Consider the following 25,362-nt stretch of genomic DNA (forward strand, 5'->3'; position numbering starts at 1 on the left):
AAACTGACGGTCCATCAGATGGGAACCCCTCGGGGACGACGGCCACGGTCTCCGCTCAGCCGGCGACGGCCCCCGTCGACCGGGTCCAGGCCACACCCGACAGGTGCCCGGTCCGCGCGGCCGTCACCCGCACGGTGATCTTCAGCCCGCGCTGGGCCTTCGTCAGGACGAACGTCGTCTTCGTCGCCCCACTGATCGCCCGCCCGTTCGCGTACCACTGGTACGCGTACGAGGTCGGCGCCGGCGTCCACGTCCCCCGGTTCAGACCGAGCGTCCGGCCGACCTTGACCGTGCCGGTGACGTACGGCGCCCGGGTGGCCTTGGGCGCGACGCCCTTCACCACCACCGAGCCGCTCACCGCGGTGAGCGTCGGGTGACCGGCCTTCCGTGCGATCACGGCCACCGACAGCTGCTTCCCCTGGAGCGAGGACGGGATCGTGTACGTGGAGGCCGTGGCGCCCGCGATCGCGACCCCGTTGGCCCGCCACTGGTACGCGAGGGAGTTCACTGGCAGCGACCACGACCCCGGCTTCGCCGTCACCTTCCCGCCGACGACCGCCGTACCGGAGATCCCGGGCGCCGCCGTGTTGCGGAGGGCGGCGACGACGGTCACCGACGGCTTCATGTACTGCGCGCCGAACGCGTACACGCTGAGGTTCAGCGAGCCGAGCGGGGCGCGCGTCAGGTCCAGGGCCACCGTCATGCTGCGCCGGTCCGGCGCGACGGAGAGGGTGGTGGACTCGGCGCGGAAGGACCCGTCCGTCACGACGACCTTGGCGGAGCTGTGCAGCGCCGAGCCGGTGACGGTCATCGAGATCTTCCCCCGCCCGACGGTGGCCGGGCCGACGGTGCCGAGGGAGCGCTCGTCGGGACCGCAGAGGTACTGGGCACACGTGATGCCGGCGTTCACCGCCGTGGAGGACTCCGCCGGCGCCTCCGGGAGACCGATCACGAGGATGCCCGGCCGCACCTGCTTGGGGGAGAGGTTCGACAGGGTGCACTCGTAGTTCTGGCCCTCGCTGGAGTACGACCCGGAGCAGCCGTTCTTCCACGTCTCCCGGTCGTACAGCCACGGCGTCGGCTGCTGCTCGAAGGTCCCCGCGGGCGTGAACCGCACACCGAAGCGGTCGCCCGACGCCGACGGAACCGCCGCGCAGAGCGCGGTCTTATGCTCGGTCAGGGTGCCGGCGAGCGGGCCGAAGCCGTAGCTGACGTTCGGGACCTTGACGCACTCGGGCGCGGGCCCCGCCGGGGTGGCGATGCGCAGGGCGTCCAGGCGGTAGCCGGCAGGCGCGGTGCCGCCGACCGGGACCTGGACGAGCACCTGGTACGCCGCCGATCCGGTGGCGGCGCACCCTCGGGCGAAGTAGTCGCAGACGGCGTCGCCGGCCGCGTCGAAGGCCATCAGCCGGACGGCGTTCTTGGCGTCGCGCACATTGAGGTGCAGGGTGTCCCCTGCCGAGGCCGTGGTCACCCGGTGGCACAGGAAGGTCCCGGGCACGGCCGGGACTCCGCCGGTGGACGGGCCGCCGACGGCCACCGCCGGGGTGGCGACGCAGCCGCGCGCGGTGGCGGTGACGTCCCGGCGGGTCAGCGCGATCTCGGCGGCGAGGTCGCGGCCCTGGACGAGGACCGTGTGGGCGACGCCCGGAGTCAGGTCGCAGCCGGTGAAGGTGGAGTAGTACGAGCGGATCTCGCAGATCCGCTTGCCGTTCGCGTCGACGACGACGATCTCGGCCGCCATGTCTCCGGCGGTCTTCTCCACCTGGAAGAGCTCGCGGGCGGAGTGCCCGCCGGCGGGGATGGTCAGACAGTCGGCGAAGACGCCGCCGCCGGTCTTGACCCGCATCCGGGTCGGGTTCGCGGTGAGGTCGCCGGCGAGGAAGGTCCGGCAGGTCGCGGGGGCGTCGGTGCGGTGGACGACGAGGCCGTAGCCGTCGCCGCCCTCGGGCGCGTGGGCGTCGGTGACGATCATCCGGTACGGGGCGGTGCCGCCGAGGACGCAGGTGCCGTCCCACAGGCCGTTGCCGTAGAGGCATTGCTCGGCGCCGTTCGCGTCGAGGACCTTGATGTCCGTGCTGTGGTCCGACAGCACGGCCACGTGCGCCCCCTGGGGCGCCGGCAGGTTCAGGCAGTCCGCCTCGCCGGGACCGGAGAACGTGCCCCGGTAACTGCTCGCGAGCGTGACGCCGTCCGTGCAGCCCTCGGTGGAGGTCCGGCCGAGGATCCGCAGGGCCTCGTCCGTGAGCACGGTGTACGTCGCGCCGGCGGTGAGCGTGCAGCTCTCGTCGTAACCCCGGCAGACGAACGTGCCGTCCTTCGCGTACACGGACATGGGGCTGATCGCACCGGACGCGTCGACGGTCTCGACGTCGTAGCGGCCGGTCACGGCGGGCGTGAAGGTCTTGCACCCGGTCGGCGGCGAGGCCTGGGCCGGCGCGGTGCCGTAGGCGGTGACGGCCACGGTCGCGCAACCGGCCGGGTCGGAGAGCCGGCGGACCTTCAGCGAGTACGCGGCGGGGAATCCGCCCTCGACGTATCCGACGGTCCCGAAAACGCGGTAGCCGCTGGTCCCCTCGGGCAGGACGCAGCCCTCGCTGCCGTCCGCGTTGCCGAGCGGGCAGAGCCGCTTACCGGTGTCGTCGGCGATCCACGCGTAGGACTCGCCGTACTTGACCGGCCGGAAGAGGGTGGTGATCCGGTCGCCCGGGGCGGCGGTGAAGGAGTGGCAGACCACGCTCAGCGCGGCGGGCACCTGGCCGGTGACGGGCGCGGTGTCGTAGCCGGTACCGGAGACGGCGGGGCACTCGCCCCGGACGCCGGCCATCAGCGGGACGAGGGCGACCCGGTTCTCGGCGGCCTGCCAGTCGTTGTTGGTGAGCTTGAGCGTGTACGAGCCGACGGCCAGGTCGCACCAGGCGTCCTTGTAGCCCCAGTCCTCGCACGTGACCCGGTCCTCACCCGCGTACAGCTCCGGGTAGGTGTCGTGGCTGCCGTCGATGAGGATGCGGTGCGTGCCGGGCTTCTCCACGGTGACGTTGAAGCAGGCGGTGCCCTTCGCCTCGACGGTGACGTCCCTGACCGCGTCGCCCGGGTCGCCGAGCGGCGCGAGGGGCAGCACGGGACACGGGTCCGAGGTCGGTGTCGGGTCGGGCGTCGGATCGGTGGTGGCCGTCGGGTCCGGCGTCGGCTCGGTCGTCGGCGTCGGGTCCGTGGTGGCCGACGGTTCGGGCGTCGGCTCGTCCGGAGCCTGGGCGTTCTGGGCCGGCGCCGCCCCAGACGCGGTCGGCGCGGGCGTCGCCGCCAGCGCCGTACCCGTCGGGAGCATCGGCCCCACCAGGGCCGTCAGCAGGGCAGGGACCAGCAGGAGCGTTCTCGCGGATCGTCTGGATCTCGAGCGAGAGCGCGCGAAGTTCGGCATTGTTCCGTTCCCCCCGGAGCGGTGCGTGTCATATGCGCGTCACACCCTACGGGCAGCCCCGGACACCGTCGCGCGACTAAATCCCCTGGTACCGCGCCCCCCGCCGCTCCACGAAGCTCGCCACCCCCTCCTGTGCGTCCCTCGTCGTCATGTTGATCTCCTGGGCCGTCGCCTCCGCCGCGAAGGCGGTCGAACGGTCCACGTCCAGGGACGCGTTCACCAGCTGTTTCGTGAGGGTCAGGGCCCGCGTCGGGCCCTGGGCCAGGCGTTCGGCCCATTCCCTGGCCGTCTTCGACAGCTCGGCCGCCGGGACCACCCGGTTCACCAGGCCCATGCCGAGCGCCTCCGCCGCCGGTACCGCGTCGCCGAAGAACATCAACTCCTTCGCCCGCTGCGGCCCGATCAGCCGCGGGAGGAGGTAGGCGCCGCCGCCGTCGGGCACCAGGCCCCGCCGTACGAACACCTCGATGAAACGGGCCGACTCGGACGCCAGGACCAGGTCGCACGCGAAGGCCAGGTGCGCGCCGATCCCCGCCGCCGTGCCGTTCACCGCCGCGATCACCGGCTTCTCGCAGTCCAGTACGGCTCCGACGAAGCGTTGCGCACCGAGCCGGATCATCCGCGCCACGTCCCCGGCGACACGCTCACCGGTGGCGGGCGCGCCCCGCAGGTCCGCGCCCGCGCAGAAGCCGCGCCCGGTGGCCGTCACCACCACACAGCGCACCTCCGGGTCGGCGGACGCCTCGGCCAGCAGGGCGATGATCCGCTCCCGCTGGTCCCAGGTGACCGCGTTCATCGCCTCGGGTCGGTTGAGCGTGATCCACGAGACGCCGTTCTCGACGGTGTGCAGCACGTCCGGCACGGCTCTCCTATCGGCAGACCGCCAGCGCGTCCAGGGCGACAGCCCCCTGCCCGCGCGGCAGCACCATCAGCGGGTTGATGTCCAGTTCGGCGAGGTCGCCGTCGAGTTCGAGGGCCATCCGCTGGACGCGGAGCACGACCTCGACGAGCGCGTCGACGTCGGCCGGCGGGGCGCCCCGTACGCCGTCGAGCAGGGCCCGGCCGCGCAGTTCGCCGAGCATCGAGCGGGCCTCGCGCTCCCCGAAGGGCGGGACGCGGACGGCGGTGTCGTTCAGGACCTCCACGAGGACCCCGCCGAGGCCCACCGTGACCGTCGGGCCGAACAGCTCGTCATGGGTCACGCCCACCACCATCTCGACCCCGTGCCCGACCATCTGGCAGACGAGGACGCCGTCGAGGTCGATCTCCTCGAAGCGGGCGATGTCGGTGAGCTCGCGGTAGGCGTCCCGTACCTGGCTTGCCGAGGTCAGCCCGACCTTCACCAGGCCCAGCTCCGTCTTGTGGGCGAGCTGCGCACCCGAGGCCTTCATCACGACCGGGTAGCCGACGAGCCCGGCGGCCCGGACGGCCGCCGCCGCGCTGGTGACGAGCTGCTCGCGCGGCACCCGTATCCCGTACGCCCGCAGCAGCTGCTTCGCCGCGTGCTCGCTGAGCCGCCGGCCGGGCCGCACGAGGGCCTGGGCCTTGCGGAAGGACGGGGAGGGGGTGCGGGGGGCCTCGTCGAAGGGGGAGCGGTAGCCGGCGGTGAAGCGGTGGTGGTCCAGATAGGCCTTCACCGCCCCGATGCAGTTGGCGAAGGTACGGAAGGTGGCGACGCGGGAGGAACCGAGGAGGGTCGTGCGGTACGCCTCCTCCGTACCGACCGGCGAGCCCCAGACCACGCACACCAGCTTGTCCGTGGCCTCGGCCGCGTCGACCAGGTCCTGGGCGAGCTTGTCGCTCATCGGGGGGAAGGGGCCGGTGATGGGACAGATGAGGACGCCGACGGACGGGTCGGCGAGGATCGCGTCGATGATCTTCCGGCCGCGCCAGTCGCCCACCGGGTGCCCGCCGTTGTCGACGGGGTTGGCGACGTTCAGGTACTCCGGGATCCACTGGTGGAGTTCGTCCTGCTTGGACTGGTGGAGGGTGGGGAGCTCCAGCCCCGCCGCCGTGGCCAGGTCGGCGAAGTGTGCTCCCGTGCCGCCGGAGATGGAGTAGACGACGACCCCTTCGGCGAGCGGCCTGCGCGCGCGGGCGAGGAGGGCCGAGGTGTCCTGGAGCTGGTCGAGCCCGTCGACCCGGATCACCCCGTACTGCCGCATGGCCGCGTCCACGACCCGGTCGGCGCCCGTGAGCTTGCCGGTGTGGGAGGCGGCGGTCCGGGCGCCGGTCTCGGTGCGGCCGACCTTCACGGCGACGACGGGGACGCCCTGGCGCGCGGCCCGGTCGGCGGCGAGGAGGAAGGACCGGCCGTCCTTGAGCCCTTCGACGTAGCAGGCGATGGCCCCGACCTCGGGCCGCCCGGCGAAGTACGAGAGGAAGTCGGCGGTCTCCAGGTCGGCCTCGTTGCCGGTGGGCGCCCAGTGGGAGAGGCGGACGCCGAGCTCCTGGAGGGTGAAGACGGGTCGCCCCTGGTGACCGGACTGGGTGATGAGGGCGACGGCGGGGCCTTCGAGGTCCTCGCGGAAGCGCTCGAAGGCGTTGAGGTTGGTGTTGGGGCCGAGGAGCCGGAGTCCGGAGCGGCGCACGGCGGCGGCGAGACGTTCCTGCGCGGCGGCCCCCGCCTCCCCGGTCTCGGCGAAGCCGGAGGCGAAGGCGACCGCGAACCTCACCTTGGTCTCGGCGAGTTCCTCGATGACGGGCAGCGGGTCGGCGACGAGGAGGACGGCCAGGTCGACGGGTTCGGGGAGCGCGCCGACGGAGGGCACGCAGTCGATCCCGAAGACGCTCGTACGGGTCGGGTGCACCGGCACGAGCCGGGCGCCGACCCGCTCGGCCCAGGCGAGCAGCTGCCGGGTGATGCCGGTGGTGGGCCGGCCCTCGGTGTCGGAGGCGCCGACGACCGCGACGGCCTCGGGCCGGAAGAACCGGTCGAGGTCGGGGACGGGCGCGTGCAGCGGCCGCCCGCTGACGTCCAGGTCGCCGGCGACGGCGGTGACGCCGTGCACGGCGTCCCTGGGCGTGTCCCCGCAGGCGACCACGCGGGCGCGGAGATCGGTGGTGAAGGTGCCGTGAGTCGATCCGAGCATCGTTCCGCTCCACCCTTCAGTCCCTGACAAGAGAGCTGACGTACTGTCAGGTTACATAACTGACGGTCAGTCAGGAATGGGTGGACGCGGATCGGCTCCGTCAGCTCTCCGGGGGTGTCCGGCGGTCCGCCCGCGCGATCCGGCGGGCGATCCTCTCCGCGTCCCGCGCCAGCTCCCGGAGCATCCCGCTGATCGGGTTCGTGAACCCCGTGAAGTACAGCCCGGGCGCCTCGCGCGGGCTCCGCGCCCCGTGCGCCACCGGCAGCCCGCGCTCGTCGAGCACCTCCAGGTGTCCGAGGAGCGGCTCCAGGGCGCGCCGGTAGCCGGTCGCCGCGATCACCGTGTCCGGGGTGATCCGGCTGCCGTCCGCGAGGACCACCTCGCCGCCCTCGAAGGACTCCACGGCGGCGACGATCTCGACCTTCCCCACGCGCACGGCGTCGACGAGGCCGACGTCCTGCACCGGGATCGCGCCCTCCCGCTGCCGGGTGGCGAGCCCCTTGTCCGGCCGGGGCAGTCCGTACGCCGTGAGGTCCGGCCCCGCGAACCGGGCGAGCAGCGCGCCCAGCCGGTCGACCACGGCCGCCGGCAGCCGCCGCACCAGGATCCCGGAGCGCTGGGCGGGCCAGCCGAGCGTCGTGCGGCGCACGATGTGCGGGACGGTCCGCACCGCGAGCCGCACCCGCGCCGCCCCGCCCCCGGCGAGGTCGGCGGCTATCTCGGCGCCGGTGTTCCCGACGCCCACGACGAGGACGTCCTTCCCGGCGTACGGCCCCGGGTTGCGATAGGTCCGGGCGTGGCTCAGCTCGCCCCCGTACGCGTCGCGGCCGGGCCAGTCGGGGACGTACGGGGTGTGGTTGTATCCGGTGGCCACCACCACCGCGCGCCCGGTGAGCCGCCGGCCGCCGGTGGCGTGCAGGACCCAGTCCGCGCCGGCCCGCTCGACGCGGTGGACCTCGACCCCGGTCACGACCTCCAGCTCGTGCTTCTCCGCGTACGTCTCCAGGTAGCGGACGACGTCGGCGCGGGCGACCCAGCGGCCGAACGAACGGGGCATCTTGAGCCCGGGGAGTGCGGAGAGCCGGCGGGTGGTGTGCAGCCGCAGCCGGTCGTAGTGCGTGCGCCAGGAGGCGCCGACGGCATCGGACCTCTCCAGGACGACGGCCCGGACGCCCCGCGCGCGCAGGGCGGCGGCGACGGCGAGCCCGCCGGGTCCGCCGCCGATGACGTACACGGGGTGGACGACCTGTGGAGAGGGTGTTCGGGGGGTGGTGACCATGAATGCTGAGCGTAATGACGTGTACACGCAATGGGTCTCGATCGAGAGGGGATTTCGGTTGCGAATCGGTCACGCGCCCCCACCCCTTGCGGCCGGGGGCGGATCTGCGCTGAACTGACGTACCGTCAGATCCAGTACGTGAGGGAGCCCGCATGCAGACCGTCTGGCTCACCGGCGCCGAATGGCTCGCCGTCCTCCGCATCGGCCTCGGCCTGTGGTGGCTGGAGAGCTGGCGCCACAAGGACAGGAAGGCCTGGTTCGAACGCGGCACCGGCATCGCCTGGGCCGCCGACGTGGCGGGCAAGCACAGGTGGCCGCCGGTCAAGAGGGGCTTCGAGACGGTCGTCGCCCCACGCCCCAAGCTCATGGCGTACGTCGTCGTCTACGCGGAACTGGCCCTCGGCCTCGGCCTGGTCACCGGCTTCCTCACCCCGATCGCTCTGATCGGCGGCCTCCTCCTCAACCTCCTCTACCTCGTCCTGATGATCCACGACTGGGCCGAGCAGGGGCAGAACGCGATGATGGCGCTCATCTCCCTCGTCGCCCTCCTCGCCGTGTCCTGGCAGACCTGGTCCCTCGACTCCGCGATCGGACTCTTCCGGTGACGGCTGCCGACCCCGACATCGACACCTTCACCCGCCCCTACTGGGACGCCGCCGCCGAGGGGCGTCTCCTCCTGCGCCACTGCGCCGCCTGCGACCGCGCCCACCACTACCCGCGCGAGTTCTGCCCGTACTGCTGGAGCGAGGACGTCCGCTGGGAGCGGGCGAGCGGCCGCGCCACCCTCTACACGTGGTCGGTCGTCCACCGGAACGACCTCCCGCCCTTCGGCGACCGCGTCCCGTACGTCGCGGCCGTCGTCGACCTCGCCGAGGGCCCGCGCATGATGACGGAGGTCATGGGCGTGCCGGAGGGCGACCTCCGGATCGGGATGGAGCTGGAGGTCGCCTTCCGGAGGGACGGGGACGTCACCGTCCCCGTCTTCGGCCGTCCCCGTTCAGAGGGCTGAGATGTTCCGCCAGAGGTAGGCGCGGTCCGCGGAGTTGCAGGAGTACGTCATCACGAACGGCGGTCCCGTCAGCAGGCACATGCCGTTGTTCACGTTCTTGATCGTCCGCCCGGCGGACGTCGAGGTGCCGATCTTCCAGGACTGGACGCTGGAGCCGTTGCAGGGGGAGAGCGCCACGGTGGAGCTGGAGGGCTCCAGACACTTTCCGGACTTCCTGCTGACGAGGCGGAAGGTGCCGTTCGCCCCGGGGGAGTAGGTCCAGGAGTAGGAGAGGCTGCCGCCGTTGCTGGGCGCGGAGCCGCACTCGTAGGTGTTGACGAGGGTGGCCCAGCCCTCGTCGCTTTCGGCCAGACACTGCCCGTTCGAGGCGTTCTCGATGGAGTACGTCCCCGAGGGCGCCGAGCCGCCGGAGGGCGGCGGGGGCGCGGGCTTGTTCGTCGGCTGGGGTGCGGGCCGGGTCGTCGACCCGCCGGAGGACCCGGAGCCCGAGCCCGAGCTGGTGGAGCTGGAGCCGCCTCCCGAGCCGCCGGTGTCGGAGCCCCCGGAGGACGTGGAGGTGCTCGATCCGCCGCCCGTGACGGACCCGCCCCCGCCCCCGGCTGCGCCGGAGCCGTCGGGCAGGGTGCCGGTACCGCCCGCGTCGCCACCACCGGAGGCGGGCGGGAGCGGGGCCGTCGACCCGGCCGACGGCTTCCCCGAGGGCTTGCCCGGCGGCTTGGCGGAGGGCTTGGCCGAGGGCTTGCCCGTGCTGGACGAGGAGGGTACGGCCGCCGGCTGCGAGGCGACGGCGGACGGGGAGCCCGAGGTGCCGGGGGACGCGCCGAGACGGCCGATCTCGTACGGACCGAGGGCGACGGTCAGGGTGGTGCCGGTAGCGACGACGACGGGCACGGCGAGCATGACGAACTTGTTGCGCCGCCGTTTGTCAGGTGCGGCCGTAGCCGTGAGGGCGACGGCGTCGGGCGAGGCCGTCGCGGGCTCCTTGGGGGCCTGCGGGGTCAGCGAGGCCGTCGCCACGTCCTGGGCGGGGTCGGTCCGCTCCAGCTCGGCGAGCTGCTCGGCGGTGGGCGCCCCGGCGGCGAAGACGGCCCGCTCGGCGATCCGCTCGGTCACGGCCGCCGGCCAGACGGCGCCCACCGCGCGCTCCTCGGCGAGCCCGACGAGTTCGTCGGCCGTCGGCCGGTCCGCCGGATCCTTGGCGAGACACTTCTGTACGAGCTCCGCGAGCTCGGGGTCGCCCTCGGTGAGCCGCCCGAAGTCGGGGTCGCCGTGGACGACCCGGTAGAGCAGATCGGGCCCGGAACCGTCACCGAACGGAGGGCGTCCGTTCGCGGCGTAGAGGAGAAGGCTGCCGAGGGCGAACACATCGGCCGCGCCGGTCAGTCCGCGGTCGGCGACGGCCTGCTCGGGGGCCATGTAGGCGGGGGTGCCGATGACCATGCCGGTCTTGGTCAGCCGGCTCTGGTCGGCGGCGCGGGCCACGCCGAAGTCGATGAGCGAGAGGCCCTCGCCGGTCAGCATCACGTTGGACGGCTTGAGGTCGCGGTGCACCATGTCGGCGCCGTGCACCACCCGCAGCCCGGCCGCCGCGCCCCGGAGGAGCCGCCACAGGGCGTCGCCGGTGAGCGGGCCGCCGTTGAGGCGGATGGCCTCGTTGAGGGTGATGCCCGGGATGAACTCGGTCGCGAACCACGGCGGCTTCGCCGTGCGGTCACTCGCGAGGAGCTTGGTGTTGGCGCCGGCGGGCAGCCGGGCCAGGTTGTCGAGCTCGTGGCCGAAGTGACTGAGGAAGTCGGCATCCTCGGCGAGCACGGGAAGGACCCGCTTCACCGCGGCGAACTTCCCGGGGACGGCGCCGAGATAGACCCGGCCCATCCCGCCGGACCCGAGCACACCGAGCAGCCTGAACGCCCCGATCTGCCGCGGGTCGCCCGCTTCGAGAGGCATCGCCCCGCTGCCGCTCAAACTGTCCGAAGTGGATTGGTCTTCCGGTTCCCCCTGCATGGGCGACACAGTAGCCGAGCGGGTTTGCGATCTGAATGGAGCCCAAGTCGTTGTTGCTGAGGTGTGGTTGAGGGGCGGGGGAGGGAGGGGGCTTCGAGAGTGCGGGTCTCGGAGGTTCTCGGTGTGGCCGGGCTTCGAGGGCTTCTGGTGTGGCCGCCCTCTTTCCGAGTGTGGCGGGCTCCACCACCGCGTCAAGGGCAAGTCGGCTCCGCCGATGGGCTGCGCCCACCCTTGACCCGGCGGCGGAGCCCGCTCTTTCACACTCGGAGGGCGGCCGGGGGAACGGGTCCACGCAAGGGGCGGTATCCGCGTCCCGCCGTAGGCGGGCGACGGGCCGGTGGGCGGGGCCGAGGCCGGGCATCGGCCGGGCGGGTAGTCGGCGCGCGGCGGGGTGGGTGGGGGGCGCGGTTCGTGGCCGGGGAGGGTGGGGCCGGTTCCGTGGGTTCGGGGTGCGCGGCAGTTGCATGGGGCGGCCCGGCGGCGCTTAGCGACTCATCGTGGCCGTGTGGTGGGGCTTCATGCCCCGCTGGTCACTGTCGGGGGGTCGTTTCCCGCAGTAACCCGCCTCGGTTGGGCGGTTCGCCCTCTATGAGGCCTCGTCCGGGGGCCGTTACCGCGAGTAGAGCGGACTTACCTCCCAGGACGCGCCTCACCACCCACCGGGAATGACCAGCGGGGCCTGAATCCCAGCCGACACACGGCCCACAGCCGCCAAACCGACCCGGGCCGCCCCATTCCACAACCGCGCACCACCGACCCACCCGGAACGGGTCCACCCTCCCCGGCCACAAACCGAGCCCCCACCCACCGACCCGCCACCCGCACACTCACCCCGGACACTGCCCGGGCCTGGGCGGGGACCCCGACCCCCGGACCGCCCTCCGAGAGGTCTTTCGCGCCTGGAGCCGCCGGGTCAAGGGTGGGCGAAGCCCATCGCGCAGCGACGCCGAAGGCGCCCTTGACGCGGCGGTGGAAGGCGCGACTCTCGGAAAGAGGGCGGTCCCACCAGAAGCCCACGAACCACCCCCACCCCCAGCACCTCAGAAACCCATGAAAGAACGCGCCGTGACGGAGGTTTTCGACGCCCCGCCGAGCGGGGCGGCTCTATGCCGACAGCGACCAGGGCGCGGACAGGAGGTCGGCGACGCTGCGCCGGTCCCGGCCGTCCGGGCGCTCCCCGGCCGCCTTCCCCAGGGCGACCATGGAGACGATCGCCCATCCCGGCTTCGGACCGAGCTCCTTCGTGAGGCCTTCCATGTCGAAGGCCCGGAACTGGTGCGAGGCCAGCCCCAGCGCCTCGCCCTGGAGGGTCATGTGGGCGATGGCCTGGCCCAGGTCGTAGTCCGCGAACTCCGAGTACAGCAGCTCCGTGTCCCCCACGTGCCGACGCGCCAGCGTGACGACGAGCAGGCCCGCGTTCGTCGCCCACCGGGCCGAGCTGGGCGCGAGGTGGCGGACCACCCGCTCATGGTCCGGCTCACCGGGCCGGCTCGCGAAGAAGCCCCAGGGCTGGGAGTTCCCGGCCGAGGGTGCCCACCGCGCGGCCTCGAGCAGCAAGTTCAGGGAGTGGTCGTCGACGGCGGCCGACGGGTCGAACTGGTACGGGCTGAACCGACCCGCCAGCAGGGGATGAATGCCGTCGGACGATTCCAGATCACGTTGCATGAACCGGTGCAACCTTCCCCCACTCAGGCGTATTCCAGTCCTAGGAGAGGGCGTCCAGGATGTGCGGTGCCGCCTCCGCGAGGCTCGGGAAGTGGCGGTGGGCGTCCGGGTGCGGGGCCGGGGTGTTCACCGTCCAGACCGTCATCCCGGCATCCAGGCCCGACCGGACCCCGGACGGCGCGTCCTCGATCACGAGGCACTCCGCCGGGTCCGCGCCCAGCTTCTCGGCGGCCGTGAGGTACGGGACGGGGGACGGCTTCCCCTCGGCGACGGAGGCCGCGTCGATGACGAGCCCCGGGAGGGGAAGCCCGGTCCGCTCGAACCGACCCCGCACCCGATGCTCGTAGTTCGACGTGACGAGTGCCCACCGGTCCGAGGGGAGCGCGGTGAGCAGCTCGACGGCCCCGTCGAAGGCCGCGTACGAGCCCGTACGGACGTCCTCGTCCTCCAGCGCGTGCAGAAGGGCGAGGCACTCGTCCGGGTCCTCACCCGGTACGACGGCCACGAAGGTCTCCACGGGCCGCGTCCGTAGCGCGACGGCGTACACCTCGCCCCCGTCGAGCCCGTACCGCGCGGCCCACGCGTGCCAGACGCGCCGCTGGTTCTCGACGGCGTCCATGAGGGTGCCGTCGACGTCGAAAAGAACGATCTTCATGGGGGTCACGCGCCGGATGCTACGTCCAGGAAAGCGGCCCAGGAGGCGGGGGAGACGGCGAGCTGGGGGCCGCGGGGGTTCTTGGAGTCGCGGACGTGGACGGTGGTGGGGTGGGCGGCGACTTCGACGCAGTTGCCGCCCGAGGCATCGCTGTAGCTGGACTTCTGCCAGTCGTAGGCGACTTCGATGCACTCGCCGCCTTCGGAGCTGCTGTAGCTGCTTTTGAACCAGGCGAGTTCCGTGGTGTTCATCGTTCTCCCAGCAGTTTTTCGATCCAGGCCAGGGACTCCTGCGGCGAGAGAGCTCGCGCCCGGATGATCCCATAGCGCTCGGCGTAGGTGCGCGCCTGTTCCGGTGAGGTGATCAGACGGGCGTGCCCGTAGATCTCGGTGTACGCGACCTCTCGCCGACCCGGTGGAGTGAGCAGCGTGAACGCGCCGTCCAGATAGGGGTGTTCCGTTCCGTCCTGCGGCATGATCTGCAACTCGATCGTGCGCTGCCGAGCGACGTCCAACACGCGTCGCAGCTGCTCGCGGTGGACCTGCGGTCCACCGAACGGACGCAGCAGGACAGCGGCCTCCAGGACGAAGCTGATCGTTGGCGAAGGCCACTTGTCGAGGATCACCTGTCGTGAGATCCGGTCTGCCACCCGTTTCTCGACCGTCTCCTCGTCCAGCATGGGACGACGGTTTCCGAAGAGATAGCGTGCGTAAGCCTCGGTCTGCAGGATGCCTGGCACAGCCTGCACTGCGTAGTAGTGCAGGGCCACTGCCTTCGCCTCAGCCTCAGCGAAGTCCTGGAACCAGTCCGGATGTCGGGTTCGCGCCCGCGCCAGCGCCTCCCGTACGTCGTCCACCGCAGCCGCCAGCACACCCCCCGCCCCCAGTGCCTCGTCGGCTCGCAACAGGAAGTCCGGCTGCGGAGTCCGTACCCCCCTCTCGATCGCCGAGATCAGGTCCTCGCTGCAATGCGTGATCTCCGCCAGCTCCGCCTGGCTCAGGCCCGCGTTTCTCCGCAGCACCTTGATGATCTTCCCGAGCGCACGGAAAAGGTGCGCCGTACCGTCCACCTCGGAGGGCCGTTCCGGCCGCTCCTCCTCGTTCCCCGACATCCGTACCGCCTTCTTGGCGTACCCGTACAGTTACTCAGCGTCGTGGCGTCGCTGCTGGTCAGCGTACGGCCGAGGGGTCAGGCTCGGGGGCATGAAATCCGAAACAGCCACTCCAACCGGTGAGTTCACGCTCCGGCTCTCGGCCACCCGCCGGGGCGCACGCCTGGCGCGGTTACTGGCCGTGCAGCAGCTCCGTGACTGGGGTCTGCGCGGGCCCGCCGTCGAGGCCGTCGAGCTGGTCGTCGCCGAGCTGGCCAACAACGCCGTCCAGCACGGGTGGGTCCTGGGGCGGGACTTCGAGGTGCGGATGGAGCGGGGCGGCGACCACGTACGGATCGAACTGTCCGACGCGCGCGGGGAGCGCAGGCCCGTGCCGGCCCGGGAGCCGGACGAGGGCGGCTACGGGCTGCTGCTCGTAGCCGCCCTCGCCACGGCGTGGGGCGTGAAGGACCGGTCGGTCGGCAAGACGGTCTGGGCGACCGTGCCGGCCGGGCCCGCCCCGCTGACCGGTCAGAAGATGGCCAGCTCCCAGCCGAAGTAGTCGTAGGAGTAGATCGGGCTGCGGGTGCCGAAGGGGGCCCGCCAGTTGCCGGTGCCCTTGTACACGTACGTGTTGCCGTACTCGTTGCTCGCCAGCAGGTCGGGGTGGCCGTCACGGTCGACATCGCCGAAGCCGGCGACGCCGTGGTACGCGTTCCAGCCGCCTCCGATCCGGGTGCGGGCCGCGAAGGTGCCGTCGCCCTTGCCGAGGTAGAGCCAGAGGACGCCGGCGGTGTCGCGGGCGACGAGGTCGCCGGCCGGGCCGCCGCCGATGTCGCCGGTGGCGGTGAGCTGGTTGTAGGCGCCCCAGCCGTGGCCGGCCTTGACGCGCGGACCGAAGGGGGCGGTGGCGGAGCCGGTGCCCTTGTAGAGCCACAGGTCCCCGGCCTTGTCGGTGGCGAGGAGGTCGAGGCGGCCGTCACCGGTCAGGTCGCTGCCGCTCGCGATCTGCCGGTAGGCCTGCCAGCCGCCGCCGATGCGGACCCGGGGGGCGAGGGCGTGGCCGGTGCCCTCGTGGAGCCAGAGGACGCCGGTCTTGTCCCGGGCGAGGACGTCGCTGTACGGGGCGCCGCCGAGGTCTCCGGGAGAGAGGAGCCGGTCGTAGTCTTTCCAGCCGCCGGTGCCGAGCACCTCGGGGGTGCCGGGGGTCCAGGATCCGAGGGGCAGGCTCGTGTTGTAGAGCTTCAGACCGGCGGCGTCCCGGACGAGGACGTCCGGGGTGCCGTTGTCGTTGAAGTCGTGCGCGACGGTCTTGCGGACGACCTTGAAGGTGCCGGTCCTCTCGAGGGCCGGGCCGATTCCGTTCAGGGGCCGTGCGGTCATCCGCCAGGTGTAGTCACCGTTGGGGGCGGGGACGGCGTCGCCGTTGCTGCCGAAGACGGCCTTCCAGTTGAGGGTCCGGTTCACTCCGTCGTAGGACAGCCGGTAGGTCTCCTTCCGCCGGGTCGCCGTGTGCGTCAGTTCGAGGCGTGCGTCGACCCTTTCCCGGCTGAAGGACCAGCTCAGGGGCGTCGGACCGGTGGCGGTGTCGAGGTCGATCACCTCGGGGACCCTCTGATCGCCCGCTTCGAGCGCGGTGGGCTTGCCGGAGCCCGCCACGAGCGTGGCGACCGGAGTGCCGTCGCCGCCGGCGGAGATCCGGTACAGGCCCTCGCCCCCGGCGAGGGTGCCGCCGCGCGCCATCTGGGTGCCGTCGGGCCCCGGGAGGGGTTCGGCGAAGTCGTCGAGGAGCTTGACCTTCGTGCCGTCCTTCAGCGAGAGGGCGGTCAGCGCGTGCAGGGGGGTCTGGTAGCCGGCCGTGTAGCCGCCCGTCTGCCCGTACGTCGCCCAGTCGCCCACCAACTCGACCTGGATGGGCGAATACGTGCTGCCCAGGGGGGTGCGGGTGGCCGCGCCGGTGTCCCGACGGGCGGTGACCAGGGTCGGGGTGGACGGGGTGGGCCACTCGGTCCAGGCGATGTGGGTGGGGGACAGCGCGGTGCTGAAGTTGGCCATCCGCTGGGGTTCGTACGTCTCGACGACCGCGCGGGCCGCGAGGTCCACCACGGCTATGTGGTGCGCGGGGGTCGCTCCGTCGCCGGCGCGTGTGTACACGACCACGGCGGTGCCGGGGGAGTCGACGTCGAGGTGGGCGAGCACGGCGTCGTCGGGCAGGCCGGTCACCTTGTGGTCGACGAGTTCGCCCTGCGGACGGGTGATGACGTGGAGTTCGCGGCCGCCGGCGGCGTTGGCCTTCGTCGTGAGGACGGAGGAGCCGTCGAGGGCCTTCGCGGCGCCGTAGCCCTCGCCCAGCACGCTGAGGTCGAACACGACGGGGTCGGCACCGGTGGCCAGGTCGTACACCGAGTAGACGGTCCCGTCGGCCCGGGTGACGAGGTCGGTCCGCCGGCTCGACACGTACCGGCCCTCGGGCAGCGTGGTCGTGACCCCGTCCGCGTACCGCGTCCACCGGTAGGTGAGATGGCCGCCGTCGCTCCGGGCGCTCAGGAAGCCCGACGGGCCGGCGCCCGCGAGCTGGGCGTCGGCGGGGAACGTCAGCGGCGTGGTGTCCTGCTGGGATGCGGGGGCCGGGGCGGCCGCGGCCGGTGCCGCCAGGGCCGGGACGGTGGCCAGGCCGCTCGCGGTGACCGCGAGGGTCGCCGTCAGTGCCAGGGCGAGCCGACGGCGGGGCGTGCGCGTGTGGTTCACAGGGCGGTCCTTCGGGAGTACGGGCGCGGCGGATCCTCCGCCGTGCCCGTACTCGACTCGCGAGGGGTTCGGAAGGTTGTAGGCCGGGGCCCGGGTCAGGCGACGCTGTTGAACTTCGTGCCCTCGCCCGCGTACAGGTTCGTCGTCATGCGGCTGAACGGTGCCGTGGCCGAGCCCGTGGACCGGTAGGCGTACGTGCCGCCCGTCCCGTACGCGATCAGGTCCGGGCGGCCGTCGTTGTCGAGGTCGCCGGCGCCGACGAGCTGGGAGAAGGCACCCCAGCCGGAGCCGATCTTCACGCGGGTGGTGAAGCCGCCGGTGCCGTTGCCCTGGTAGAGCCAGAGGACGCCGGTGGTGTCACGCGCGATGAGGTCGCCCGCGGCGCTGCCCGCGATGTTGCCGACGGCGGTGAGCTGGTTGTACGTCCCCCAGCCGGTGCCGATCTTCACGCGGGCCCCGAAGGGGGCGGTGGTGGAGCCCGTGCCCTTGTAGAACCAGAGCGTGCCGGTGGTGTCGGTGGCGAGCAGGTCGGCGCGGCCGTCGCCGTCGAGGTCGGAGCCACCGGTCAGCTTGTTGTAGCCGCCCCAGCCGGAGCCGATCTTCACGCGGGTCGCGAAGCCGCCGTCGCCCTTGCCCTGGTAGTGCCAGAGCACCCCCGAGCCGTCGAGGGCGACGAGGTCGCCGTGTGCGCTGCCGGCGATGTTGCCGACGGCCTCGATCTGCTTGTACGTCTGCCAGCCCGTGCCGACCTTCGTACGGCGGGCGGTGACGATCTGGCCGCCGGTCGGCCAGTCGAAGAGGTCGTCCCGCCACAGGGTGCCGGAGGCGTCGCGGGCGAGGACGTCGGTCGAGCCGTTGTCGCTGAGGTCGTGCGCGTTGGCCTTGCGGGTCACCTTGAAGACGCCGGAGGCGTACGCGGGGTCGCCGACGCCGTTGAGCGGAGTGGCGACGACCGACCACATGTAATCGCCGTTGGGGGCGCTGGAGTCGCCCGTGAGGCCGTTCCAGCTGATCCGGGCCGTGGTGGAGGTCGGGACCACGCGCTGCGTGTGGGTCTTGCCGGTCCTCGTGTGCTTGAGGGTGATGTCCAGGACGACGTTGGAGCGGGAGAGGGTCCACTCCATCGGGACCGTGGTGCCGTTCTTCTCCAGGTCGACGACCGCCGGCACGTGGGAACCGGTCACCTGGACACGGGTCGTCCGGCCGGTGCTCGCGACCAGGGTGACGTTCGGGGCGCCGCCGGTGTCGGAGATCCGGTAAAGGCCTTCGCCCTGGTCGACCGTGCCGCCGCGCACCAGCAGTGAGCCGTCGGTCGCGGCGGTCGCGCTGCTGAAGTGGTCGAGGAGCTTGACGCGCTCGTTCGTGACGATGTTGCGGGCGGTCAGGGCGTTGAGGGGGTTGGCGGTGGTCGCCGTGGCGCCGTCGGTGTTGCCGTACGTCACCCAGTCACCGACGACACCGGCGATGACGGCCTTGTCGCTGTCGGAGCCCAGGGAGAAGTGGGCCGGGCCGGCGTCGTTCGTGAAGTCGTCCGCGTACACCTCGGTCGTGGAGTCGCCCGGGACCGAGGTCCACGCCTGGTACTTCGACGTGATGGCGCCGGTGACGGTGGCGGGGTCGAACTTCCCGGTGCCACGGACGTAGTCGTACACCGCGCCGCCCCCGCGGAACTGGGTGGAGCGGAAGTAGCCGGTCTGGTTGTTGAAGAACGACATCCCCAGGATGGAGATGCGGTCCCCGGAACCGCCCTGGACCTTGTAGAAGGTGTTGCTGTAGCCGTACGAGATCTTCTGCTTCGCGTCGACCCCGTTGGTCCTGGTCAGCGTGTAGAGGTCGTACGTGCCGGAGAGGTTGGGCACGGACACGTACAGGGTGTTGTCGACGGCCCCGGCGAACTTGGCGCCGGGACCGAACTTCTGGATCAGGTTGAACGACGTGCTGACCTGGTTGGGGTCGTTCACGTCCCGTATGAAGAAGAGGTTGTCGTCGGACGTGGTCACCGCGAAGTCCGAGGAGGTGCCGTAGCCCCGGGTGCCCTGGACGGTCTCGGTCGAGCCGTCGGAGAAGTTCGTCCAGACGAGGGTGCGGCCGCCCGCCCCGTCCCCCTGCGAGGAAAGGAAGCCGGAGGGGCCGGTGCTGACGATCTCGGCGTCGGGCGCGAGGGTGATCCCCTCCTGGGCGTCGGCGGGCAGGGCGGGGACGGTGGCGGGCGCGGCGGTGGCGGGGGTGGTCGCGAGAGCGGTACCGGCCGTGACGGCCAGCACGGCGGTCACGGCAACGGCGAGACGCCGCCGCGGAACGCGGGAGAGAGACACGCTCGGATCCTTCGTGCGGAGGGAGGTAGAACGGGGTACGCCGCGACGGCGCGCCCCGGTGGCGCCGTGGTCCTGGGGGCTTCGCGTCAGAGGACGTGGCCGTACGGGTCGGCCTGAGGGGCGTACACGGAGGGCACGGGACGGCGTTCCCCGGCGGCCGCGGCGAAGGCGCGGCGGATGGTGCGTGCTGAACTCAAGATTCCCCCCGTGAGAACCGGATGTCGCACGCGATCGCGCGTGCGACATCCGGTCAGACACCCGAAGGAAACGAGAGGTTGTACGGGAGCTGACGAAAGATCCGGCTCGGTGAGGAGGTGTTGGCGGCTACGCCCGCCGCTTCACCACGCCCCGTACGTACGCCGCCTGCCCCGCGTGCTGGAGGTCGTCCGCGATCACCGACACCAGCCGGACGCCGAGGGTCACCGGCGGGTCCCAGGCCGTGTCGACGACGCGCTCCAGGTCCGCGTTCGTGACCGTGCGGACCAGTTCCTCCGTACGGGCGTGCACGGCGTCGTGGTAGCCGAGCAGCAGCTCCGCCGAGGCGCGGACCTTCCCCACCTGGGCGCGCGACTGCCCGTACCCGGTCGCCGCCGGGGGGAACGGGAGACCGAAGCGGTCCCGCCAGCCGTCCGCGGTCCACACCTGCTCCCTGTCGAACGCGTCCGCGAGGTGATCGTCCTGGACGCGGGTGAGGTGCCAGACGAGCCAGGCGACCGAGTTGGCGTCGGGATCGATCCGTACGGCGAGCTCCTCGTCCGTCAGCCCCTCCACGGCTTCGTGGACGACCTCACGGATCCGGCCGAACGAGTCGAGCAGAAGACCGGCGCTGTTCATGGGGGCTCCTCGGGGTCGGGGACCTACGGACGCTCCTGCCGCCACCGCTCCACGGCCGCCTCCACGTCGAACGGCCCCAGGTTCAGCGGGGGACCGGCCGGCGGACGGGCGAGGGCCTCGGCGATCTTGGTGTTGATCTCCCCGAGGATGCGGCGGACCTGGCTCTCCGAGACGGCCGCCGCCACCGCCGCCTCCGCGTCCTCGGCCTCCTTGCGCAGGGCGAGGGAGGGCGGCAGCACGGACGCGCCCTCGCGGTGCATCTTCCCCTTGATCCACCACAGCTCGTCGTACGGGGCCGAGTCGTCGGGGAGGGGCTTGCCGAAGCCGGACAGGCTCCGGAAATCGCCGCGCTCCGCGGCCTCGCGGATCTGCTTGTCGACGAACGACTCGAAGCTGACTCCGGGCGGCTTGCGTTCGGTCATGTGTCCAGACTACGTACCCACCGCCGATCGGGTGTGGTCTTCGTCGGCTACTGCGGCACGCGATCTTCCGGCACTCTGAGGTCCGTTCAACGCGCGTCGACCCTTGCTCCGCCCATGTTCCGCCGATCCCCGACCCACTCACCGGAGGACGCATGCGTGCACGGATCACCCCCCTCGGCACCCTCCTCGCGCTCGTCGCGGGCCTGCTCACCGCGCTCGTCACCACGACCCCCGCCCAGGCCGCGCCGCTGTTCAAGGCGCCCTACCCCTGCGGGCAGACCTGGACCTACAGCCACCACTCGGCCGAGGTCCGCCAGGCGCTCGACTTCGTCCGCTCGGACGGCGGCACGACCGCCGGCACCCCGGTCCTCGCCTCGGCGTCCGGCACGGCCCGGCGCTACTCCCAGCCGACCGGCGCCGGGAACTACATCGTGATCGACCACGGCAGCGGCTGGAAGACGTACTACTTCCACCTCAGCGCCTACTCCGTCGCCGACGGCGCCTGGGTCGCACAGGGGCAGCAGATCGGCACCACCGGTTCCACGGGCAACAGCTCCGGCGCCCACATCCACTACGAGCAGCTCTACAACGGCGTCGGCCAGACGATCCTGATCAACGGCGTCTCCCTCGCCCCCTACCCGGGCTCCTACGGCTCCAAGTTCCTGACCAGCGACAACGGGTGCTCGGGCGGCGGCGGTGGAAAGTACTGGGTCGACACCTTCGCCAACGCCACGGGATACGCCCAGGCGAACACGAACGACCCGCAGGGCGTGCTGAACGCGGGCACGAACTACGTCTACTGCAAGGTCTGGGGCGCCGAGGTCCGCGACGGCTCCGGGAACTACAACCACTGGTGGCTGCGGACCGACCTCGACACCGTCTACGCCGGGAAGAACGGCTACGGAGCGTACGTGTCGGCGTACTACCTGTCCCGCTGGGGCAACGACGAGGCCCGCGACAACAACGGCGCCGTGATCCCGAACTGCTGAAAGCGGCCCGGAAAAGGGCAGGAGCCCCGCTCGTGCCGAGGCACGGAGCGGGGCTCCTTGGGTACTGCTCTAGTCGTGCTTTCGCCGACCCGGGCAACTAGGCCGGGGAGACGTTCTCCGCCTGCGGGCCCTTCGGGCCCTGCGTGACGTCGAAGGTCACGAGCTGGTTCTCCTCGAGCGAGCGGAAGCCGTTCGCATTGATCGCGGAGTAGTGGACGAAGACATCCGGGCCGCCGCCGTCCTGGGCGATGAAGCCGAAGCCCTTTTCAGCGTTGAACCACTTCACGGTTCCGGTAGCCATGAGCCCTCCTATGGGCCAAAGGGTCGCCCTGCTCCAGAACCTGCAAACAAGTCTGAAAACTACAAAAGCCTGCGGGTTACATGCTCCGCAGGCTCTGTACTGCAAGGGAAACCAAACTGCAACTTGCGTTGAGCGTAGCACGCAGGCCCCTCGCGGCGGTAGAGGTAAAGATCACGTCACCCGGATGTTTGATTCTCTTCCGGGCACTGACGGGCGTGCCCCGCCGATGCCCACACCGCGAGACGGGTCTAGCCTCGCGATGTGGACAAAGCAACCGACGACCAGCAGCGCAGCCGGCCCCGCGTCGGACACATCCAGTTCCTGAACTGCCTCCCCCTCTACTGGGGCCTGGCCAGGACCGGGACGCTCCTCGATCTCGAGCTCACCAAGGACACGCCGGAGAAGCTCAGCGAGCGGCTCGTCCGGGGCGATCTCGACATCGGGCCCATCACCCTCGTCGAGTACCTCCGCAACGCCGACGACCTGGTCGCCCTCCCTGACATCGCCGTCGGCTGCGACGGGCCCGTCATGTCCTGCGTGATCGTCTCCCAACGGCCCCTGGCGGAGCTCCACCACGCGCGCGTGGCCCTCGGCTCCACCTCGCGCACCTCCGTACGCCTCGCCCAGCTGCTCCTTTCCGAGCAGTACGGGGTCGAGCCGGACTACTACACGTGCCCGCCGGACCTCGGCGTGATGATGCAGGAGGCGGAGGCCGCCGTCCTGATCGGCGACGCCGCGCTCCGGGCCTCCCTGCACGACGCGCCCCGGCTCGGCCTCCAGGTCCACGACCTGGGGCTGATGTGGAAGGAGTGGACGGGCCTGCCGTTCGTCTTCGCCGTCTGGGCGGCGCGCAAGGACTTCCTGGCGAGCGAGCCGGAGACCGTCCACGAGGTGCACCAGGCGTTCCTGGCCTCGCGTGACCTCTCCCTCGAAGAGGTCGCCAAGGTCGCCGAGCAGGCCGCCCGCTGGGAGACCTTCGACGCCGAACTCCTGGAGCGGTACTTCCGCACGCTCGACTTCCGATTCGGCCCCGAGCAGCTCGCGGGCGTTCGCGAGTTCGCCCGCCGCACCGGCCCCACGACCGGCTTCCCGGCGGACGTCGCGGTGGAACTCCTGCCGCGCCCGGCGCGATAAGCGGCGGAGCCGCGGGGAGCGGCGGGAAAGCAATACCGGCAGGCGCTCCCGCGTGCCGGGCGGGCCTTTCCGCGCACCATGCGGAATGCGGTCGCTCCGCCCCGGGCGCCGGTAAGGGGGACGCACCCGCAATTCACCGGCTATTCGCCGTTCCCCCGCTCGCGCGTCACGGATCCGACCCCTCCCCGGACACCGGCGGCCGCCGACCCGCACCCCGCACGAGCCGCGAGGGGCCCTGGCGTAGGCTGGTTCGGTCTGTCATAACCCCTCCGAAAGGGACGCACCCGGTGACCGAGAAGGCCGAACTCCAGTCTGTTCTCGACCGCGCCGCCGCGGGTGGCCGGATCACCCCCGAGGAGGCGCTCGACCTCTACCGCTCGGCGCCCCTGCACGCGCTGGGCGCCGCCGCCGACGCCGTGCGCCGCCGCCGGTACGCGGGGACCGAGCACATCGCGACGTACATCATCGAGCGGAACATCAACTACACGAACGTCTGCGTGACGGCGTGCAAGTTCTGCGCCTTCTACGCCGCGCCGAAGGACACCAAGAAGGGCTGGACCCGGGACCTCGACGACATCCTGCGCCGCTGCGCGGAGACCGTGGAGCTCGGCGGCACCCAGATCATGTTCCAGGGCGGGCACCACCCGGACTACGGCGTCGAGTACTACGAGAAGCACTTCGCCGCCATCAAGAAGGACTTCCCCCAGCTGGTCATCCACTCCCTCGGCGCCTCCGAGGTCGAGCACATGGCCAGGATCTCCGGCGTCTCCGTCGAGGAGGCGATCACCCGCATCCACGCCGCCGGTCTCGACTCCTTCGCGGGCGCCGGCGCCGAGCTGCTGCCCGAGCGGCCGCGCAAGGCCATCGCCCCGCTCAAGGAGAGCGGCGAGCGCTGGCTGGAGATCATGGAGATCGCCCACGGGCTGGGCGTCGAGTCGACCTCCACCATGCTGATGGGCACCGGCGAGACCAACGCCGAGCGGATCGAGCACCTGCGCATGATCCGTGACGTGCAGGACCGGACGGGCGGCTTCCGGGCCTTCATCCCGTACACGTACCAGCCCGAGAACAACCACCTCAAGGGCCGGACGCAGGCCACGCTCTTCGAGTACCTCCGGATGATCGCCGTCAGCCGGCTCTTCCTCGACAACGTCGCGCACATCCAGGGCTCGTGGCTGACCACGGGCAAGGAGATCGGGCAGCTGACCCTGCACTACGGCGCGGACGACCTCGGCTCGATCATGCTGGAGGAGAACGTCGTCTCCTCGGCCGGCGCCAGGCACCGCTCCAACCTGCGCGAGATGATCGACATGATCCGCACGGCGGACCGCGTCCCGGCGCAGCGCACCACGACGTACGAGCACATCGTCGTCCACGACGACCCGGCGAACGACCCGGTGGACGAGCGCGTCGCCTCGCACATCTCCTCGACCGCGATCGAGGGCGGCACGGCGCACCCCGAGCTGAAGCTCCTCGACGCCCGCTGACGCCCGTGCTCACGATCCACGTCGCCGAGGCGTCGCCCGAGACCGCCGTCCTGGTCGACGGCGGCCTCGTCGCGGCCGTCGGCCCGTACGAGGACCTGGCCGCGGTGCGCCCCGAGGCGCGGCTCCGCGAGTGGCCGGGCATCCTCACGCCCGGCCTGCTCAACCCGTACGGGCCCGAACTCCTCGAAGGCATGTACCACCCGGACCCCCGGGAGGCCGAGGGCTTCGGCACCGAGCCGATCACCGGCGAGCGGGCGCAGCGGATCTTCCGCATGGACGCCTCACGGCGGGGCGCCTCCGCGCGCCGCGCCGTGCAGCGGCTCCTCGCGCACGGGACGGTCGCGGTCGCGGGCGAACTCCGCGGTCAGGCGGCGGCGGACGCCGTCCGCCGGGCGGGCCTGGCGGTGGGCCGCCGCCCGGAGAAGCTCCCGGGCACCCCCTCCTTCTCCCCGAGCCCGCTCATCCTCCTGCCGGGGTTGGAGCCGGGAGGCCCGGCCCGCTTCGCGGTCTTCGACGTTCCCGACCGCGCCTCCCTGGTCCGCCTGGGCGCGTCAACCTGCGTCGCCACCGTGATCGCCGGCCGACTGGTCTACCGCGCCCGCTGAGCCGTCCCGGAACCAGCTCCGGTCCCGGCCGCCCCAAGGCTCCTCCCGCTCCTCCACCGGACGTGCGTCCGCGCTCCTCACCAGCTCAAGGAAGCGCGGGTCCGCGGCCACGGCAAAGAAGTCGCGTGCCTTCAGCGGCGCCGCCGCCGTCCCGGCCCTCCCCGACATCCCCGCGTACACGGAGAGCTCGACCCGGCTCGTGCGGTACTGGTACTGCACGGACGTCAGGCCCTGCCATTCACTGATATGACCGGTCGGTGACCTTCGGGGGCAGCAGCTCATCGAGCAGAGCCGCCGCCTTCCGGCCCCCGG

Annotated in this window: 21 protein-coding genes; 7 read left to right on the forward strand and 14 right to left on the reverse strand. The window is 71.9% G+C overall.

Annotated features, from left to right (window positions below; genetic code table 11):
- Positions 1-55: 55 nt before the first annotated feature.
- The 4 genes from ACZ51I_RS23070 to ACZ51I_RS23085 form a co-directional block, all read right to left on the reverse strand.
- Complete coding sequence (locus ACZ51I_RS23070; RefSeq protein ID WP_468878917.1) at positions 56-3,328, reverse strand: hypothetical protein; 3,273 nt, start codon at positions 3,326-3,328, stop codon at positions 56-58.
- 169 nt (positions 3,329-3,497) lie between these two features.
- Entirely contained in the window at positions 3,498-4,217 is a 720-nt protein-coding gene (locus ACZ51I_RS23075; protein ID WP_468879632.1) for an enoyl-CoA hydratase/isomerase family protein, read from the reverse strand.
- 73 nt (positions 4,218-4,290) lie between these two features.
- The gene (locus ACZ51I_RS23080) at positions 4,291-6,513 is read right to left on the reverse strand and encodes an acetate--CoA ligase family protein (RefSeq protein WP_468878920.1); all 2,223 of its coding nucleotides are present in this window, start codon (positions 6,511-6,513) and stop codon (positions 4,291-4,293) included.
- Between the two features lie 100 nt (positions 6,514-6,613).
- Positions 6,614-7,792, reverse strand: coding sequence for a flavin-containing monooxygenase (locus ACZ51I_RS23085; protein ID WP_468878922.1), 1,179 nt, complete (start codon positions 7,790-7,792; stop codon positions 6,614-6,616).
- A gap of 152 nt (positions 7,793-7,944) precedes the next feature.
- On the opposite strand from ACZ51I_RS23085, the gene ACZ51I_RS23090 reads away from it, so the two are divergent.
- A complete protein-coding gene (locus ACZ51I_RS23090) occupies positions 7,945-8,397 on the forward strand; it encodes a DoxX family membrane protein (RefSeq protein WP_468878925.1) in 453 nt (150 codons plus the stop codon).
- A complete protein-coding gene (locus ACZ51I_RS23095; protein ID WP_468878927.1) occupies positions 8,394-8,801 on the forward strand; it encodes a Zn-ribbon domain-containing OB-fold protein in 408 nt (135 codons plus the stop codon). The genes ACZ51I_RS23090 and ACZ51I_RS23095 overlap by 4 nt, the downstream gene beginning before the upstream one ends.
- Here the strand turns inward: ACZ51I_RS23095 and ACZ51I_RS23100 are convergent.
- From ACZ51I_RS23100 to ACZ51I_RS23120, 5 genes are all read right to left on the reverse strand, one after another.
- A complete protein-coding gene (locus ACZ51I_RS23100; protein WP_468878929.1) occupies positions 8,790-10,748 on the reverse strand; it encodes a protein kinase domain-containing protein in 1,959 nt (652 codons plus the stop codon). The two genes, ACZ51I_RS23095 and ACZ51I_RS23100, sit on opposite strands and share 12 nt — an antisense overlap.
- A gap of 1,161 nt (positions 10,749-11,909) precedes the next feature.
- Entirely contained in the window at positions 11,910-12,470 is a 561-nt protein-coding gene (locus ACZ51I_RS23105) for a nitroreductase family protein (protein WP_468878932.1), read from the reverse strand.
- Between the two features lie 40 nt (positions 12,471-12,510).
- Complete coding sequence (locus ACZ51I_RS23110; protein WP_468879634.1) at positions 12,511-13,125, reverse strand: HAD family hydrolase; 615 nt, start codon at positions 13,123-13,125, stop codon at positions 12,511-12,513.
- Positions 13,126-13,130: 5 nt separating this feature from the next.
- Entirely contained in the window at positions 13,131-13,376 is a 246-nt protein-coding gene (locus ACZ51I_RS23115; protein WP_468878935.1) for a DUF397 domain-containing protein, read from the reverse strand.
- Positions 13,373-14,236, reverse strand: a complete 864-nt coding sequence (locus ACZ51I_RS23120) for a helix-turn-helix domain-containing protein (protein WP_468878937.1) — start codon at positions 14,234-14,236, stop codon at positions 13,373-13,375. Before ACZ51I_RS23120 ends, ACZ51I_RS23115 begins: the two co-directional genes overlap by 4 nt.
- 91 nt (positions 14,237-14,327) lie before the next feature.
- Between ACZ51I_RS23120 and ACZ51I_RS23125 the strand changes: the two genes are divergently transcribed.
- Entirely contained in the window at positions 14,328-14,777 is a 450-nt protein-coding gene (locus tag ACZ51I_RS23125) for an ATP-binding protein (protein WP_468878940.1), read from the forward strand.
- Here the strand turns inward: ACZ51I_RS23125 and ACZ51I_RS23130 are convergent.
- The 4 genes from ACZ51I_RS23130 to ACZ51I_RS23145 form a co-directional block, all read right to left on the reverse strand.
- On the reverse strand, positions 14,747-16,963 hold the full coding sequence (locus ACZ51I_RS23130) for an FG-GAP repeat domain-containing protein (RefSeq protein WP_468878943.1): 2,217 nt from the start codon (positions 16,961-16,963) through the stop codon (positions 14,747-14,749). The two genes, ACZ51I_RS23125 and ACZ51I_RS23130, sit on opposite strands and share 31 nt — an antisense overlap.
- Positions 16,964-17,058: 95 nt before the next feature.
- Complete coding sequence (locus ACZ51I_RS23135) at positions 17,059-19,278, reverse strand: FG-GAP repeat domain-containing protein (protein WP_468878946.1); 2,220 nt, start codon at positions 19,276-19,278, stop codon at positions 17,059-17,061.
- A 324-nt stretch (positions 19,279-19,602) separates the two neighbouring features.
- Complete coding sequence (locus tag ACZ51I_RS23140) at positions 19,603-20,112, reverse strand: mycothiol transferase (RefSeq protein WP_468878949.1); 510 nt, start codon at positions 20,110-20,112, stop codon at positions 19,603-19,605.
- A 23-nt stretch (positions 20,113-20,135) separates the two neighbouring features.
- Positions 20,136-20,534: a DnaJ family domain-containing protein gene (locus tag ACZ51I_RS23145; protein ID WP_468878952.1), complete on the reverse strand. Its 399-nt coding sequence runs from the start codon at positions 20,532-20,534 to the stop codon at positions 20,136-20,138.
- A gap of 152 nt (positions 20,535-20,686) precedes the next feature.
- Here ACZ51I_RS23145 and ACZ51I_RS23150 point away from each other — a divergent pair, with 152 nt between their 5' ends.
- A complete protein-coding gene (locus tag ACZ51I_RS23150) occupies positions 20,687-21,523 on the forward strand; it encodes a M23 family metallopeptidase (protein ID WP_468878954.1) in 837 nt (278 codons plus the stop codon).
- Between the two features lie 97 nt (positions 21,524-21,620).
- Here ACZ51I_RS23150 and ACZ51I_RS23155 read toward each other — a convergent pair whose 3' ends face one another.
- The gene (locus ACZ51I_RS23155; protein ID WP_015035453.1) at positions 21,621-21,824 is read right to left on the reverse strand and encodes a cold-shock protein; all 204 of its coding nucleotides are present in this window, start codon (positions 21,822-21,824) and stop codon (positions 21,621-21,623) included.
- A gap of 261 nt (positions 21,825-22,085) precedes the next feature.
- Between ACZ51I_RS23155 and ACZ51I_RS23160 the strand changes: the two genes are divergently transcribed.
- From ACZ51I_RS23160 to ACZ51I_RS23170, 3 genes are all read left to right on the forward strand, one after another.
- The gene (locus ACZ51I_RS23160) at positions 22,086-22,958 is read left to right on the forward strand and encodes a menaquinone biosynthetic enzyme MqnA/MqnD family protein (protein ID WP_468878958.1); all 873 of its coding nucleotides are present in this window, start codon (positions 22,086-22,088) and stop codon (positions 22,956-22,958) included.
- A gap of 287 nt (positions 22,959-23,245) precedes the next feature.
- The gene (gene mqnC, locus ACZ51I_RS23165; RefSeq protein WP_468878961.1) at positions 23,246-24,445 is read left to right on the forward strand and encodes a cyclic dehypoxanthinyl futalosine synthase; all 1,200 of its coding nucleotides are present in this window, start codon (positions 23,246-23,248) and stop codon (positions 24,443-24,445) included.
- A gap of 5 nt (positions 24,446-24,450) precedes the next feature.
- Positions 24,451-25,050 carry an imidazolonepropionase-like domain-containing protein gene (locus ACZ51I_RS23170; RefSeq protein WP_468878964.1) on the forward strand — a complete coding sequence of 200 codons (600 nt, stop codon included), beginning with the start codon at positions 24,451-24,453 and terminating at the stop codon, positions 25,048-25,050.
- Positions 25,051-25,362: the final 312 nt, after the last annotated feature.

It is taken from the genome of Streptomyces sp. NPDC034084 (assembly GCF_055575535.1).